This is a genomic window from Agarivorans sp. Z349TD_8, assembly GCF_050870825.2.
GTDB lineage: Bacteria > Pseudomonadota > Gammaproteobacteria > Enterobacterales > Celerinatantimonadaceae > Agarivorans.
The window spans coordinates 2,556,639-2,571,717 of record NZ_CP194037.2 but is presented as its reverse complement, the minus strand read 5'-3'; the positions used below and the strand labels follow the sequence as shown (position 1 = coordinate 2,571,717).

15 protein-coding genes and 1 riboswitch are annotated in these 15,079 nt (G+C 44.6%); of the genes, 10 read left to right on the top strand and 5 right to left on the bottom strand.

Features of this window, described 5'->3' with window-relative positions:
- Nucleotides 1–5 precede the first annotated feature (5 nt).
- Genes ACRRS1_RS11675 through ACRRS1_RS11660 form a run of 4 tightly spaced genes read right to left on the bottom strand, consistent with a single transcriptional unit; the run spans nucleotide 6 to nucleotide 3,513 of the window.
- A complete protein-coding gene (locus ACRRS1_RS11675) occupies nucleotides 6–884 on the bottom strand; it encodes a metal ABC transporter permease (RefSeq protein WP_432463147.1) in 879 nt (292 codons plus the stop codon).
- Nucleotides 877–1,755, bottom strand: coding sequence for a metal ABC transporter permease (locus ACRRS1_RS11670; protein ID WP_432467790.1), 879 nt, complete (start codon nucleotides 1,753–1,755; stop codon nucleotides 877–879). Before ACRRS1_RS11670 ends, ACRRS1_RS11675 begins: the two co-directional genes overlap by 8 nt.
- Complete coding sequence (locus ACRRS1_RS11665; RefSeq protein ID WP_432453009.1) at nucleotides 1,748–2,629, bottom strand: metal ABC transporter ATP-binding protein; 882 nt, start codon at nucleotides 2,627–2,629, stop codon at nucleotides 1,748–1,750. Before ACRRS1_RS11665 ends, ACRRS1_RS11670 begins: the two co-directional genes overlap by 8 nt.
- Nucleotides 2,626–3,513 (bottom strand): metal ABC transporter substrate-binding protein, encoded by an 888-nt coding sequence (locus tag ACRRS1_RS11660; protein WP_432463150.1) that lies wholly within the window; start codon nucleotides 3,511–3,513, stop codon nucleotides 2,626–2,628. Before ACRRS1_RS11660 ends, ACRRS1_RS11665 begins: the two co-directional genes overlap by 4 nt.
- Nucleotides 3,514–3,796: 283 nt before the next feature.
- Between ACRRS1_RS11660 and ACRRS1_RS11655 the strand changes: the two genes are divergently transcribed.
- Both ACRRS1_RS11655 and ACRRS1_RS11650 read left to right on the top strand, forming a co-directional pair.
- Nucleotides 3,797–6,058 (top strand): peptidase U32 family protein, encoded by a 2,262-nt coding sequence (locus ACRRS1_RS11655; RefSeq protein WP_432467791.1) that lies wholly within the window; start codon nucleotides 3,797–3,799, stop codon nucleotides 6,056–6,058.
- Nucleotides 6,059–6,175: 117 nt separating this feature from the next.
- Nucleotides 6,176–6,658 carry an FKBP-type peptidyl-prolyl cis-trans isomerase gene (locus ACRRS1_RS11650; RefSeq protein ID WP_432453012.1) on the top strand — a complete coding sequence of 161 codons (483 nt, stop codon included), beginning with the start codon at nucleotides 6,176–6,178 and terminating at the stop codon, nucleotides 6,656–6,658.
- A gap of 148 nt (nucleotides 6,659–6,806) precedes the next feature.
- Here ACRRS1_RS11650 and ACRRS1_RS11645 read toward each other — a convergent pair whose 3' ends face one another.
- Nucleotides 6,807–8,354 (bottom strand): phospholipase D family protein, encoded by a 1,548-nt coding sequence (locus ACRRS1_RS11645; RefSeq protein WP_432463152.1) that lies wholly within the window; start codon nucleotides 8,352–8,354, stop codon nucleotides 6,807–6,809.
- Between the two features lie 389 nt (nucleotides 8,355–8,743).
- Between ACRRS1_RS11645 and ACRRS1_RS11640 the strand changes: the two genes are divergently transcribed.
- From ACRRS1_RS11640 to moaE, 8 genes are all read left to right on the top strand, one after another.
- Nucleotides 8,744–10,876, top strand: a complete 2,133-nt coding sequence (locus ACRRS1_RS11640; RefSeq protein ID WP_432453014.1) for a YgiQ family radical SAM protein — start codon at nucleotides 8,744–8,746, stop codon at nucleotides 10,874–10,876.
- 142 nt (nucleotides 10,877–11,018) lie between these two features.
- Nucleotides 11,019–11,315: a Dabb family protein gene (locus tag ACRRS1_RS11635; RefSeq protein ID WP_432467793.1), complete on the top strand. Its 297-nt coding sequence runs from the start codon at nucleotides 11,019–11,021 to the stop codon at nucleotides 11,313–11,315.
- Nucleotides 11,316–11,451: 136 nt separating this feature from the next.
- A riboswitch (molybdenum cofactor riboswitch) is annotated at nucleotides 11,452–11,592 on the top strand.
- On the top strand, nucleotides 11,581–12,555 hold the full coding sequence (gene moaA, locus ACRRS1_RS11630; protein ID WP_432467794.1) for a GTP 3',8-cyclase MoaA: 975 nt from the start codon (nucleotides 11,581–11,583) through the stop codon (nucleotides 12,553–12,555). Its footprint overlaps the riboswitch before it by 12 nt.
- 216 nt (nucleotides 12,556–12,771) lie before the next feature.
- A complete protein-coding gene (gene mobA, locus ACRRS1_RS11625; protein WP_432453017.1) occupies nucleotides 12,772–13,344 on the top strand; it encodes a molybdenum cofactor guanylyltransferase in 573 nt (190 codons plus the stop codon).
- A complete protein-coding gene (moaB, locus tag ACRRS1_RS11620) occupies nucleotides 13,341–13,853 on the top strand; it encodes a molybdenum cofactor biosynthesis protein B (RefSeq protein WP_432467795.1) in 513 nt (170 codons plus the stop codon). Before mobA ends, moaB begins: the two co-directional genes overlap by 4 nt.
- A gap of 3 nt (nucleotides 13,854–13,856) precedes the next feature.
- Nucleotides 13,857–14,357: a cyclic pyranopterin monophosphate synthase MoaC gene (gene moaC, locus ACRRS1_RS11615; RefSeq protein ID WP_432467796.1), complete on the top strand. Its 501-nt coding sequence runs from the start codon at nucleotides 13,857–13,859 to the stop codon at nucleotides 14,355–14,357.
- Nucleotides 14,351–14,599: a molybdopterin converting factor subunit 1 gene (gene moaD / locus ACRRS1_RS11610; protein WP_432453020.1), complete on the top strand. Its 249-nt coding sequence runs from the start codon at nucleotides 14,351–14,353 to the stop codon at nucleotides 14,597–14,599. Before moaC ends, moaD begins: the two co-directional genes overlap by 7 nt.
- Nucleotides 14,600–15,040, top strand: coding sequence for a molybdopterin synthase catalytic subunit MoaE (moaE, locus tag ACRRS1_RS11605; RefSeq protein WP_432453021.1), 441 nt, complete (start codon nucleotides 14,600–14,602; stop codon nucleotides 15,038–15,040).
- Nucleotides 15,041–15,079: the final 39 nt, after the last annotated feature.

The following is a 15,079-nucleotide window of genomic DNA, read 5'->3' as shown; positions in this document are numbered from 1 at the left end:
CGTGTTTAGGGCTGAGTCGATGAAAGTACGGTTTTTGGCTGCGAGGCTAGTTTCGCCGCGCGTCGCTTGCCTTTGTTATACAGGCTCTTGTAGCTAAAAGCACAGATGAACACGAGCGCTTGAAACAAGACGATACAGGCGCTAGTTGAACCATCAATATGGTAGCTAATTAAGACTCCCATAAAAGTCGAACAGCTCGCAACCAGACAAGCGATGATTAGCATTTGTTCAAAGCGTTTGCTAAGAATTAATGCAATCACCCCGGGTCCAACCAACATCGCAACCACCAATACAATGCCAACCACTTGAATGGCTGCCACCGTGGTCATCGCCATAAGAACCAACAATAAGTAATAAAGAAAGTTAGTATTTAAGCCGACCACCCGAGCATGACTTTTGTCAAAACAATATAATTTTAAATCTTTACGGAACCAGAGCGTACACAGCAATACCACTGAACAAATGGTGATGGTTTGTAGCATCAGGTTTTTTGATATGCCTAAGATATTGCCAAATAATACATGCATTAGGTGTTGGTCTGTTTCTACTTGGGTAAATAGGACTAAGCCAAGGGCAAACATACTGGAGAAGACAACCCCCATCACAGTATCTTCTTTGATTCGACTGCGTTGTTTTATATAACCAGTTAATAGGGCGCAACTAAAGCCAGAGATGAATGCGCCGATTAAAAGTGGAATGCTTAAGCAATAGGCTATCACTACGCCGGGGAGTACTGCGTGAGATATTGCATCTCCCATTAACGCCCAGCCCTTCAGAACTAAGAAACAAGAAAGCAAAGCACAAACCAGGCTGACGACCAGCCCGGTGAATAAGGCGTGCTGCATGAATTGATATTGCAGTGGCTCTATCAGCATATTAAGCATGTTTAATTCCTGACAGTAATTTGTTTAGCGACCGAGCTTGTCGGTGATGGCTGTTGAGCAGTCCGTACTTGGGGGCGAACAATAACGCTGTGGCAAAAATGCTCACTTGACTCAACACGATTAAGCCGCCAGTGGAGGTATCCCAAAAATAACTGAGGTACACTCCAACTAAACTGGTGACCAGACCAAACAGCGTAGAAATAATCAGCATTACTCCAAATCTATCGCTCAAGAGATAGGCGGAGGCGCCAGGGATGATCACCATGGCGATCACCAGTAGCGCGCCAACAGCCTGTAAAGAGGCAACGGTGCAAGCACTTAACAGAACAAAAAATAGCAGTTTGAATCCACGGGCAGAGATACCGGTGGTGGCCGCTTGGTTTTCATCAAAAAAAACTAATAATAAGGGTTTCCAAAACAAGCCGATAATGACAAAGGTTGAGACGGAAATAATGAGTATTTGCAGTAGCTCGCTCTGGGTAATCATTAAGATGTTGCCAAAGATCACCGCTTGAATATTAATTGAGGTTGGATTTAGCGAAATAATTAACAAGCCTAAGGCGAAGAAACTGGTGAACACTAAACCAATAATGGCGTCTTCTTTTAGATGGGAAAGCTGTTTAATGATCGCCATACTGCCAGCGGCTAAGAAACCAGCAAAAAATGCGCCCACAGCAAGCGGCAGGTGAAGAGTGTAAGCCACCGCAACACCTGGCACGACAGAGTGGGATAGGGCATCACCAATTAGCGACCAGCCCTTCAGCACCAAGTAAGTGGATAAAAATGCGCAGACTGAGCCCACTAATGCACCTGCGAGTAGTGCATTATTCATATATTGATAACTGAAAGGTTCCAACAAATACTCAATCATAATCTTGCCTGCTGGTTTCTGTTAACAGTTGGCTGTGTTCGGTTTTACTCCCATAAAATACCGCTGGTTTTTCATGGTCAGAAATAATCGTTACGGTACGTTGGTCGTCGTCCTTATGCAGGTCTGAACCAGAAATACCCATCTGTTTGAGCACGCCACCGAAGGTTGCAGCAAGGTTTTGTTGGGTAAAGGTAGTTTCTACCGTACCCGTTGCGACCACACTGCGATTGATCAATATCACATCATTACAATAGTCGGCCACGTTACCTAAGTTATGGGTCGATACGAGAATCAAATAGCCTTGCTTTTTTAGAGACTTAAGTAAATCCATAATTGCATTTTCGGTATTGAAATCGACGCCGGTAAATGGTTCATCAAGCAGCATGATGCGGCTTTGCTGGCTCAATGCCCGAGCTAAAAACACGCGTTTCTTTTGGCCGCCTGACAACTCGCCGATCTGTCGGGTGGCTAATTCAGCAATGCCCATTCGCTGCATCGCTTGGTCGACAATTGCATGGTCTTTTTTTGTGGGTCGTTTTAACCAGCCCATATACCCATAGCGCCCTTGCATCACCACATCTTTAACCAAAATTGGAAAATCCCAATCAATGTCTTCGGATTGTGGCACATAGGAGACTAAGTTACTTTTTAAGGCTTGTTGGGTGGACATACCGGATAAAAGTATTTTGCCGCTGGTTAATTTTACCAAGCCCATTATGCTTTTAAATAGCGTGGACTTACCGCCACCATTGACCCCAACTAAAGCGCATATGGTTCCCCCAGATAAATCAAAGCTCACATCTTGGATTGCGGTAAACCCATTATTGTAAATCACGCTGACCTCTTGGGCCTGAATGCTGACAGCTTTACTCATAAATCAAACCCCCGTTTAATGGTGCTGGTGGTCACGCGTAATAAATCGATATAATTTGCAACCGGGCCGCCTTTTTCAGACAGTGAATCCACATAAAGTACTCCGCCGTAGTGGATCCCGGTTTCGCGGGCCACTTGCTTGGCTGCTCGGTCCGAAATAGTACTTTCGCTAAATATCACCGGGATGTGGTGTTGCCTAATGGTTTCGATTAATCGTTTTACTTGTTTGGGAGTTCCCTGTCTATCGGCATTGATTGGCCATAAATAGGTTTCATTGAACGCTAAATCTCTTGCTAGGTAGCTAAACGCGCCTTCGCTGGTGGCTAACCATTTTTGGCTTACCGGAAGAGTTGTAAAACTCTGTTTGATTGTTTGTTCTAGCTGGCTGATCTGTAGGGCGTAATTCTTAGCGTTACGGTTATAACTGGCAGCATTTTGGGGATCATATTTCACCAAGGCTTTGCGGATATTTTCAATGTATATCAATGCATTTTGGGTCGACATCCATGCGTGTGGATTGGGCTTTCCTTGATAGGGACCTGCATAAATAGAGATCGGTTCGATCCCCTCTGTAACCACCACTGACGGCTTTGTAGGCATGTTACTAAAAAACTGTTTAAACCAACGCTCAAGGTTTAAGCCATTCCACAAAATAAGATCGGCCGCTTGTGCTTTAACTATGTCTTTGGGTGTTGGTTGATAATCGTGAATTTCTGCGCCCGCTTTGGTTATCGATAGCACATCTGCATTTGTTCCGGCGACGTTCTGAGCAATGTCTTGAATAATGGTGAAAGTGGTGACAACTTTGAACTTAGCGTGTGCGGTGTAAGGAACACCAATTGCAAACAACAAAATTGAACTCGTGAGCCAAAACCGAAGTGCCATGACTGTTTCCTTTTAGGTAAATAACCACACTACTATAGATGATAATGATTATCATTTGCAAATTGGTTTTGGATTAATCATGCTCAAGGCTGGCTTATTTTAAGCGATTATTTTTGCAGGAAGTGGGGAGTGCTTGGGACTAGGTTCAGTATTAATCATGTTTTTATTAATTAAAATTTTATTTGATTCAAATTAAACTTGTGGCGCTTAGTTATCCCTTTGCGCTGAGCAATCGGTAGAATGCACGGCTTTGATCCTGACGAGTCGTGTAAAGTTTGTGCTTATGAAATCTCAGTTTGAATTGTTGGCTCCTGGAGGAGATCTTGGCTCGGTAAAGGCTGCTATCGCAGCTGGGGCCGATGCGGTTTATTTAGGCTTGGAGAAGTTCAATGCTCGGAGTCGAGCAAGCAACATCTCACTGGATCAGCTTGATGATCTGTGCATTTTGGCACATCAGCAAAATTGTAAAATTTTTGTCGCACTAAATATTATTTTATTAGAGAGCGAACTGCCTACGATGACTCGCTTACTCAATCGTTTGGTGAACATCGCGATTGACGGCATTATCGCGCAAGACTTGGGCTTGTTGCATATGGTTAAGCAACATTTTCCCAGCCTGGACGCGCATGCTTCAACCCAACTAAATACCCATAACATTGGGCAAATTAGTTTGTTGAACAAACTTGGGGTGAGTCGTGTAAATCTTGCTCGAGAACTCAATATTGAAGAAATTAAATTATTGGCAGACTACGGACATCAACACAATGTACTGATGGAAGTATTTGTACATGGTTCCTATTGCATTGGCTTTTCCGGACTATGTTACATCAGTTCGGTACGTAACGGTTGTTCTGGAAATCGCGGCCGCTGTAGTCAGCCTTGTCGCGATCAATACCAAACTACCCAAATGGGCAAAGACTTTCCGTTAAACCTAAAAGATAATTCTGCTTTTCATGATCTTCAGGCTTTGGCCGATGCTGGTGTTTATTCCTTAAAAGTGGAAGGGCGCATGAAACAAGCGCATTACGTATACACAGTCGTTGGACAATGGCGCCAGCAGTTAGACCGCTACTATCAGAGTCAGCCGTTGTTAAGCGACAGCACGCCTTTGTATAAGGTGTTTAATCGTGATTTTAGTAACGGTTATTTAAAGGGCAAGCTTAGCCAACAGATGTATATTGATAACTCTCGGAATCATGCACTACAACATTTTTCTCAGCAACAATCTGCACTGAGCGAGTCGGCACGGCAAGTGTTAAAACAGTCGCTATATGATGATAATAGCGCGCTCATTGCAAACATGCAGCAGGTGATTGACCGCTTAAGCATCAGCCAAATCCCGGTAAAAATTAAGCTGATTGCTAAGCTTGCTCAACCACTCAAATTAATCGCTCACTGCGGCTCGCAACAATTTATTCTCTGCAGCGAAGAAAATTTGCAGACAGCTAACTCACAGGGTTTGTCGACCCAACGACTGCAAGATTTATTTACTATCAACAATCGGGGCTATTGCCTAGCAGCGCTTGATGTGAGCGAAGTTTCCCTTGGGTTGGCTATTTCGGTCAAATCGTTATTTGCGCTCAAGCAACAGTTTGATCAATTGGTACTTCGGCAGCCGCCAAAGGTAAAAGTGCTTGATCCATCTGCATTGAGTTGTTCCGTTGTGGCAAGCGCCGACAAACCAATAACTGTGCCTCGACTTGCGGTTTTGGTTGATGATCATAATGATCTTGAGTTGGCTGAAATAGAAGAGGTAGATTTATATTGGCACTTACCAAATGCCTTCGCTGATTCTCTTGATGACAGCATTGCATTATTCCAAGCTAAACCAAGGCTTAAGGCCTGGTTTCCTGCAATCTTAATCGGTGAGCATTACCAAGCTGCGGGGGAGTTTTTAAGGGTGGTTCAACCGAAACTGTTGGTGACCAACAATAGTGGGATCGGCGCTTTGGCACAACAATTAGGGCTCAACTGGATTGCCGGGCCACAGTTGAATACAGCAAATTCATGGGCGATGCAGGCCCTTCAACAGCAGGGGGGCTGCGTTGGCGCATTTGTGAGTAACGAACTTAATGCCGGACAAATGCGCCAATTAAAAGCACCGCAAGGCTTTCGTTGCTTTTACAGCATTTACCATCCAATCAAGATGTTGACCAGCCGTCAGTGTTTATTTCAGCAAGTGGTTGGTTGTAAGAAAACTCAAGTTGATCATAAGTGTTTACGTAAGTGCGTAAAAACAAGCTCGATTATTAATTTGAAAGACGCTGAATATGTGATTAGTAAAAAGGCTGGTGAGCATAATAGTTTGTATAGTCAGCAACATTTCTTAAACAGTGAGATCTTAACAAAATTGCCTGGCATATTTAGCGACGTCTTAGTTGATCTTAGAGATGTGAAAAATCAGACAAGGATAGCGGCGCACCTTACTAAGCAAGCTTTAATCGCCGAGTTTGTCAGTTTATTAAATGCAGAGCCAAACGCAGATCAAACATTACATAGCCATATAAGCCCGACTCAAATTAAGCAGTACTACAAGGGTTTATAGCTTGATTATCGCAACTGGAAGTACGGATTAAGCCGTTAGCGTGGCATTTTGTAAGCCAAAGCTTTAGAATTGGCGGTTTCGTGGCATCGCCACAACCCATAAATTGAGGAATCATTGATGACTATCGCAAAAGACGATGTTGCCATAATCGAATACACGGTACATGCAAACGGTGAGCAATTAGACACCTCTGAAGGTAAAGAACCACTGGCAGTGATTGTTGGTCAAGGTCAACTCGTACCAGGTCTAGAAAACGCGCTACTTGGTAAAAAAGTTGGCGATAAGTTTGACGCAGAGATCGCTGCCGCAGACGGTTATGGTGAGCGTAATGATAACCTTGTGCAAGCCGTGCCTAAATCAATGTTCGGCGAAGTTGAAGTGGAAGTTGGCATGCAGTTCCGAGCTACGACCGATGAAGGTGAGCAATCGGTGATTATTATTGGTATCGAAGATGATGAAGTCATTGTTGATGGTAACCATCCTTTATCTGGTATTGATTTAGCGTTTAGTATCGAAGTGGTTGAAACGCGTAAGGCCACCGAAGAAGAACTGGCCCATGGGCACGTTCATGCGGCTGGCGGTTGTGGTCACCACCACTAAGACGAAGCGGCTTAAAGTGTCGCGCAAGCTGGTGGCTCAACAATAACCAGCTTGTTGCGAGGCGTGCCTCGCGAGCGACAGTATTTATCGTCGTAACATCACTATTCACCCCGCAAATAATTATCCAATATGGCTCGTTTGCGAGCGATTACAGTTGATCTTCCAGTGGCAACAAACCCACCAACCAGGCTTGAAATTTCCGCCATAGGGTGGCTTTCGGTTCTTGGCTGTAAATAATCTCGGTTTGATTGCGTAATTTTTCGCGCCAGCGTAGCCGATGATTACTATCGAGCTGAACTTGATAACTTTTATAATCCAGATTATCACGTATTTGTTGGGTGACCTTGTCCGCCAAATTAGGGCAGCTTAGTAACAAGCCCATTTCGGTGTTTAAATTGATGGAGCGAGGATCCCAATTAAAGGAGCCGATAAATAATTTTTCCTGATCGATAACAAACAACTTGCTATGTAAGCTGGCTCGAGAGGCCCCCTTACCGAAAAAAGCAAGCCGTTGACGTTGCTTTGCATCGGGTTTTATTTCATAAATAAACACGTTTGCTTCCAGCAGTTGCTGGCGGTAGTTTTTATATCCGGCATGCACCGCTGCGACATCGGTTGCGGCTAAAGAATTGGTAATCACACTCACATCTACGCCGCTTTTGGCTATAGCGGACAAACCTTGGCTACCTGCTACTCCGGGTACAAAATATGGCGAACTAAGCAGGATAGTTTGTTTAGCCCGACCCAATACTTGTGCCAGATTGCTAGCAACATCTTGCGCAAAATCGGGGTTTTTATCGGGATGGTCGACGAATAATTCAGCGTCACACCAATACAGTACATCGCGTAAAGAATGGTTGCTAATTAGCTGTTGATAGCGAGTATGCGCCTGTAGCAGCGGCTTAAGGCTTTGGCTGAATAATTGTTGTTCTAAACGTCGTAATTGGGCATCTTGGTCGACCGATTTAAGGTTGAGGGCTTCCATCGGGTAGCTACGTCGATCATTCCAGTACAAGTCGAAGGCTTGGCTCACCTGCTGAACCACCGGCCCAAAAGCCATGGCGTCGATGTCGGCAAAGTCGAGGTCATCCCGCGCGCTAAAATACTCATCGCCAATATTTCGACCACCAACCACACTGATCAAGCCATCGATGGTTAATGATTTATTGTGCATCCGGCTATTTAAACGCTGAAAATCTCCCAGCATATTGGTCACGCGAAAGCGTCGATTATAGAAGGGATTGAATATTCTCACTTCGATATTCGGGTGCATCGTAATGGCTTTGAGCATATCGTCGTAGTTATTGGTGTTAATGTCGTCCATGAGCAAGCGCACCCGTACCCCTCGCTCCGCAGCTTTTAACAAATGACCCAGAAAAATTGCCCCCGTTAGATCTTCCTTAATCATATAGTATTGGGCATCTATCGATAACTGAGCCTTTTCGATGAGGGCTATTCGTGCGGCCAGCGCACTCACCCCATCAGGTAATATCGCAATGCCATTTTTACCCGGCTGGTAGCTCTGAAGTTGCATGATACTTTGTTTATTGGACAGCTCATCTGGCGCAATTAGTGCGTAGCTCGCTTGTTTGTATTGGGCGATAAGTGCGGGGTCGGGACGCTGTGCACAACCAAAAAATACCAGGCCAGCGAATGCCATGATGATTAACTTTACTAAAAATTTAGTCGCGTCCATGTGCTTGTTCTTTTCCAAATAAATTGAATTGAGGACCAAGGGTTGGCTGCGAACATCGCCCAGTAAGCGCTTTTTTCATCGAGCAGTCGTTATCTCCCTAAGGCTCGGTAAGCAGCGTTTTTTACTAAGCGTTGCAATCTGTTTGGCCATACGATTGATCTAAACCAAAAGCGCTATCACCAATGGTATATATTGTGAATTTGGGCCGAAGGCCTCTCGCTTTGCTTAACTATTTAAATTACAAAGAAATGTTAGCTGTTATTTAGTGTTTAAGCTAGCTAACCAACAGGCAGATAAAAAGTTAGTTTGTTAATTTGGTGTTAATCCGTTTCCTTAGCTTGGTGAATACGTATATAATATGCGGCCTTCATTTTCGAGACCTTAAGCCTATGCACACCGCTGAAACCCTATTTAAACCTGAAAGCTGCGTGAATCGTCAGCGTAAGGCTGCGCCGTTTTTGCCGATGTCGCGCAAAGAGATGAAAGCTTTAGGTTGGGATAGTTGCGATGTGATACTCGTGACTGGCGATGCTTATGTTGATCACCCCAGTTTTGGTATGGCGGTGATTGGTCGAATGCTGGAAGCCAAGGGGTTTCGGGTCGGCATTATTGCGCAGCCCGAATGGACCAACAAAAATGATTTTATGCGCCTTGGTAAACCCAATCTGTTTTTTGGGGTGACGGCCGGCAATATGGACTCGATGATTAATCGTTATACAGCCGATCGTAAATTACGCCATGACGATGCCTACACGCCAAACAATGAAGGTGGCAAACGACCCGATCGGGCGGTAATTGTGTATTCACAGCGCTGTAAAGAAGCCTATAAAGATGTGCCGGTGATCTTAGGTGGTATTGAAGCCAGCTTACGACGAATTGCCCATTATGATTATTGGTCTGACAAAGTGCGTCGCTCGGTTTTGTTTGATGCCAAGGCTGAACTATTGATTTACGGTAATGCCGAACGTCCCTTGGTTGAAGTGGCCTATCGTTTGAGTCAGGGCGAAGCTATCGCCGAGCTCAACGATGTGCGTGGTACTGCGATTATTCGTAAACAAGCGCTGCCCGGTTGGAGCGGTTTAGATTCCAGTCATTTGGATAAACCCGGTAAAATCGATCCGATTATTAGCCCTTATGCCGAGATTGAAGAAAGCTGTTCTACTCAAGATGATTCGGTAGAAACGATTGATCCACAGCAAGCCAAGCCGATTGTGGTGCAGATGGAAAAGAAACGGCCTTGGGAAGAAGTTTACATTAACTTGCCGGCCTACGAGCAGGTGAAAGTGAACCCGGTGTTATACGCTCATGCTTCGCGTATTTTTCACCTCGAAACTAATCCCGGTTGTGCACGTGCTTTAGCGCAGCGTCATGGCGACCGGATTGTCTGGTTAAATCCACCGGCTTTACCTTTGAGTACTGAAGATATGGACGGGGTATTTGGTCTGCCTTATCAACGCATTCCACATCCCAGTTATGGCAAAGCGAAGATCCCAGCCTATGACATGATTAAGTTTTCCATCAACATCATGCGGGGCTGTTACGGCGGCTGTACCTTCTGTTCGATCACCGAACATGAAGGGCGAATTATTCAGAGTCGCTCGGAAGACTCGATCATTGAAGAGATCGAGCAGATCAGAGATCAAGTTCCTGGTTTTACGGGGGTTATTTCGGATTTAGGCGGACCAACAGCAAACATGTATCGGCTGAATTGCAAGAGCCCCAAGGCCGAAGAAACTTGTCGACGCTTATCCTGCGTTTATCCGAGTATTTGCCATCATATGGACACCGACCACCAACCGACCATCGATCTATATCGGCGGGCTCGCAAGGTTGAAGGGATCAAAAAAATCCTAATTGCTTCTGGTGTGCGGTACGACATTGCTATTGAAGATCCGCGCTATATTAAAGAGTTAGCACTGCACCATGTGGGTGGATATCTGAAAATTGCGCCTGAGCATACCGAAGAAGGGCCCTTATCAAAGATGATGAAACCGGGCATGGGAACTTATTATAAATTTAAAGAGTTATTTGATAAGTACTCACAGGAAGCAGGGAAGAAGCAGTACCTTATCCCGTACTTTATTTCGGCTCATCCGGGAACCAAAGATGAAGACATGGTCACCCTTGCATTGTGGTTGAAGAAAAATAAGTTTCGCTTAGATCAGGTGCAAAATTTCTATCCTTCGCCGCTGGCCAATGCTACCACGATGTATCATACCGAGCGCAATCCTTTGCACAAGATCAGCCATAGCAGCGAGCGAGTTCCAGTGGCTAAAAAAGGGCGTCAGCGGCGTTTGCATAAGGCTTTACTGCGTTATCATGATGAGAAGAACTGGCCAATTATTCGGGAAGGTTTAACCAACATGGGCTTAACCAAGTTAATTGGGAATGGCTTACACCATCTGGTACCTGCCGAAGGTCGTCGTGATGGTCGTCGCGCCGGTAATCGTGGTTTTAAAGGTGCCAAAAACAGCCAGTTTGCCGCCACCCGATTTACCAATAAGCAATTTAAACGTAAATAGGCTGGTGGTTGATTTGAATATTCTTTTTATTAGTGACTTAGTTTCAGCCTCTAGGTTATAGCGGCATGGCTCAACGGAGCGATAGATTGTTGAATCATTTCAATGTTTATCGCTCCGATATAGGCATTTGAAGGAGAACATCATGATACGGCATATATTGCTGATTAAGTTCCTGGCCACGGCAGACACGGCGCAGATTAAGCACTTGCAAACCTTATTTGAAGCGATGCCGCAAAAAGTTACTGGGGTGCTTACGGTTGAATGGGGCGTAAACAACAGCCCAGAGTATCGAAATAAGGGATATACGCATTCGGTACTGATGACTTTTGCAGACGAGGCTGGGCGACAAAACTATTTACCTCATCCCGAGCACCTTGCGCTTAAGCAAGTACTCAGACCTTTATTAGACGACATTATCGTATTTGACTTTCAGTTATAGCGAACGACAGCAAAGGTCTGGTGAGATAAATTTCCAAGCCAAATTCCTTTTAGTTCCACCAGCTTAATGCTAAAAGCATGTTACATAAACCCATCACTCGAAATAAATTACTTAACAAACAGCGATTTATTGCTTAGCATTCAGCAATCACCGAAGTCTAAATCGACCTAAGTCATAACGATATGGCGTTTAGACCCTTAGCAATAGTCTAAGCAGGGTAAAGGACAGAAATGCCTTTGCCTCCCGCATTTGGAAAGGTTGATTTATGTTATCGGATTCATTTTCCCGACAGTTTAGCTATTTGCGGCTTTCGCTCACCGAAGTTTGTAATTTTAAGTGCAACTACTGTCTTCCCGATGGCTATCATTGCGATACGCCTAAAAGCGAACTTAAGCTGTCGGAGATCGCGTTGCTCGCGCGTTGTTTTGCAGACTTAGGCACCAATAAGATCCGTTTAACTGGCGGTGAACCCAGCTTACGCAAAGACTTAGTCGAAGTGATCGAAATCTGTTCCCAAACCGAGGGAATTGAGCACTTGGCGATGACCACCAATGGTTTTAAATTAGCTAAACATGCCAAGCAATGGAAACAAGCCGGCTTAAACCATATTAATATTAGTGTTGATAGTTTGGACCCGCGTCAATTTGCTGCGATTACTGGCACCAACAGCTTTGTGAAAGTTATGGCGGGGGTTGACGAGGCTCTCAACCAAGGTTTTCGCTCTATAAAATTGAACGCGGTGTTGATTAAGCAGCTTGCAAAACATGGCTTTGAACAATATCTAAACTGGATCAAACACCGTCCGGTCGAAGTCCGCTTTATTGAAGTGATGGAAATAGGGGCAAATCCCGAATATTTTGAACAACATCATATTGCTGGGACGGGATTTAAACAGCAACTGCTGTCTCGCGGATGGCAAGCGCAGATAAGAGCCCATAATGCCGGCCCTGCTGAGGTTTTTTACCATCCAGATTACGCCGGTAAGGTTGGTTTAATCATGCCCTATGCTAAAGATTTTTGTAGTACGTGCAATCGATTACGCGTCTCTTCTCAAGGGCGGCTGCATCTGTGTTTGTTTGGTGAAGAGGGGATTGAACTGCGTGATTTGTTGTACTCCCCATTACAGCAGGCCGCTTTAACTCAACGAATTGAACAAGCCTTGTTGAGTAAAAAAGGGACTCACTTCCTTCATGATGGTAATACTGGCGCCACGCCTCATTTAGCGTCAATAGGCGGTTAATTGTTAACGATGATGTATCATTGTGAGTCATCGGGAAGGTCGAAGTCACGTTATTTCCGTTTATCCCTTTAGCCAAGGCCCTTAAATTGGCCGCTGAGCCGAACAAGAGAAACACCAATAAGTTTATATTATATTAATACTTTTAATCATTACGCTAAATAGGCATTATTATGGTGAGCAAGCCGATGCAACAAAAGGATTGATGAGTCGTTATTTATGCAGGCAATTATCGGGGTAGTACTTGCAGGCGGGCGATCTAGCAGGATGGGGCGCGACAAAGCGCTTCTTCACTGGCAGGGCAAAACTCTATTGCAGACCAAGGTTGAACAATTACAAAGGCTGCTTGGCTCTGCAGTATATGTGAGCGGCCAATATCCGGGCTATCAGTGTATCGTGGATATTGATATTTCCCGCGGCCCTTTGTCAGGTATTTATAGTTGTTTAAATCAGTTGGAGTCGCCAGCGTTTTTATTTGTACCGGTTGATATGCCATTACTGTCCGATGTGGTCCTCCGCCAATTATTGGCATGCTTTCAGCAAACAAATCGGAGTGCCTATTGCCAAAATAGTATGTTTCCACTTTATGTGGTTCGGAATCAACAAACAGAATCGATCTTACGCTCGCTGCTAGATGAACAAGATCCCAAGCGCGCTTCAATTGTTGCCTTTAGTTCAGCGATTGGTGCAAACGTCATTGAGTTACCCGCTGAATATCAAACAGTGATGGTCAATACTAATACGCCTGACCAATGGCAAGCGGCCCAAAAAACCAATGGAGAACACTCATGAGCCATTTGGCTACCGTTCAACAAACATTCTTAAATATTGCGGTACTTACGGTTTCAGATACCCGTAATGAAGCTACCGATAGTTCCGGCCAATATCTTGCGGAGGCACTTCAGCAAGCAGGACACCGGTTAGCGGATAAGCACATCGTAATTGACGATGTTTATCAAATTCGCGCGATTGTCAGCCAATGGATTGCTTCGTCTGAGATTGATTGCGTGATTAGCACTGGCGGAACAGGCTTTACTGCTAGAGATAATACTCCGGAAGCTATGAGCGTATTATTTGATAAAGACATTGAAGGTTTTGGCGAATTGTTCCGGAGTATTTCTTATCAAGAAATAGGCACATCTACGGTGCAAAGTCGTGCTTTAGCAGGTTTTGCCAATAAGACTGTGATTTTTTGTGTCCCAGGGTCAACCAATGCCTGTAAGACCGCATGGCAAAAAATACTTTTAGAACAACTTAATAGTACCCACAAGCCTTGTAACTTTATGCCCCATATCAGGTGATTTTTGATGAGTAAATTTAGTCATATTAATGCTTCTGGCGAAGCCATCATGGTTGATGTCTCTGATAAGATAGCGACCAGCCGCGTGGCCAAGGCTCAGGCTTTAGTATTGGTTAACCAGCAGGTGGTTGATAATTTATTAGGTGCAGAGCAGCACAAAGGAGATGTTTTTGCTTGTGCTCGTATTGCAGGTATTCAAGCGGCTAAAAAAACTTCCGATTTAATCCCGCTTTGTCACCCCTTGATGCTGAGCAAAGTGAGTGTCGATTTAACTCTAGATGCATCTCGTCGAGAGATCTTGATTGTAAGTACTGTTAAATTAAGCGGCGTAACTGGGGTCGAGATGGAAGCTTTAACTGCTGCTAGCGTTGCAGCATTAACTATTTATGATATGTGTAAAGCGATTCAAAAGGATATTGTCATTCAAGATATTCGATTACTTGAAAAACATGGCGGTAAGTCTGGTTCTTTCCAAGTGAGTGGCCGTGAGGAAAATAAATGTTAATTAAGGTGTTATTTTTTGCTCGCTTAAAAGATCAGCTCGGCCAATCGGCGGTGACTATCGAACTCACCAATGGCGGCGACACTGCCACACTAAAACAGCAGCTTTTGAGCCTAGGCTCTCGCTGGACTGCATTGCAAGATCCAGCGTTATTAATGGCCGTTAATCACCAGCATGTAAACCACGATGTGGCTTTACATGCTGGTGACGAAGTCGCATTTTTCCCTCCCGTTACAGGTGGTTAGATGATTAAAGTTCAGCAACAAGATTTCGATGTAGGCGCCGAATACCAACGTTTGGCAACCAATTGCCACACCGGCTCGATTGTGTTTTTTGTCGGTTTAGTGCGGGATATGAATCTTGGAGAGCAAGTCGACAGCTTGCATCTTGAGCACTATCCCGGGATGACCGAAAAGCAGCTGGCTGATATTGTTGAGCAGGCCAAACAACGTTGGCCGATCCAAGATGCTAATATTATCCATCGAGTGGGGGATTTGGAAGTTAACCAACAGATTGTGTTTGTTGGAGTGAATAGTGAACACCGCGAAACGTCATTTGCCGCGTGTCAATTCATCATGGATTACTTAAAGACACAAGCTACATTTTGGAAAAAGGAACGTGGTCAGCAGGGCGAATCTTGGCTCGATGCGAGACAGTCTGATTTACGTGCCACAAGTAAATGGTAACGCTTTAAGGGCTTCAACCTATAGCCTTACACTGATGGT

What these genes read in the sequence shown, in the direction of transcription:
- ACRRS1_RS11675 (WP_432463147.1), bottom strand. Translation starts at nt 884, where the DNA reads ATGCTTAATATGCTGATAGAGCCACTGCAATATCAATTCATGCAGCAC.
- ACRRS1_RS11670 (WP_432467790.1), bottom strand. Translation starts at nt 1,755, where the DNA reads ATGATTGAGTATTTGTTGGAACCTTTCAGTTATCAATATATGAATAAT.
- ACRRS1_RS11665 (WP_432453009.1), bottom strand. Translation starts at nt 2,629, where the DNA reads ATGAGTAAAGCTGTCAGCATTCAGGCCCAAGAGGTCAGCGTGATTTAC.
- ACRRS1_RS11660 (WP_432463150.1), bottom strand. Translation starts at nt 3,513, where the DNA reads ATGGCACTTCGGTTTTGGCTCACGAGTTCAATTTTGTTGTTTGCAATT.
- ACRRS1_RS11655 (WP_432467791.1), top strand. Translation starts at nt 3,797, where the DNA reads ATGAAATCTCAGTTTGAATTGTTGGCTCCTGGAGGAGATCTTGGCTCG.
- ACRRS1_RS11650 (WP_432453012.1), top strand. Translation starts at nt 6,176, where the DNA reads ATGACTATCGCAAAAGACGATGTTGCCATAATCGAATACACGGTACAT.
- ACRRS1_RS11645 (WP_432463152.1), bottom strand. Translation starts at nt 8,354, where the DNA reads ATGGACGCGACTAAATTTTTAGTAAAGTTAATCATCATGGCATTCGCT.
- ACRRS1_RS11640 (WP_432453014.1), top strand. Translation starts at nt 8,744, where the DNA reads ATGCACACCGCTGAAACCCTATTTAAACCTGAAAGCTGCGTGAATCGT.
- ACRRS1_RS11635 (WP_432467793.1), top strand. Translation starts at nt 11,019, where the DNA reads ATGATACGGCATATATTGCTGATTAAGTTCCTGGCCACGGCAGACACG.
- moaA (WP_432467794.1), top strand. Translation starts at nt 11,581, where the DNA reads ATGTTATCGGATTCATTTTCCCGACAGTTTAGCTATTTGCGGCTTTCG.
- mobA (WP_432453017.1), top strand. Translation starts at nt 12,772, where the DNA reads ATGCAGGCAATTATCGGGGTAGTACTTGCAGGCGGGCGATCTAGCAGG.
- moaB (WP_432467795.1), top strand. Translation starts at nt 13,341, where the DNA reads ATGAGCCATTTGGCTACCGTTCAACAAACATTCTTAAATATTGCGGTA.
- moaD (WP_432453020.1), top strand. Translation starts at nt 14,351, where the DNA reads ATGTTAATTAAGGTGTTATTTTTTGCTCGCTTAAAAGATCAGCTCGGC.
- moaE (WP_432453021.1), top strand. Translation starts at nt 14,600, where the DNA reads ATGATTAAAGTTCAGCAACAAGATTTCGATGTAGGCGCCGAATACCAA.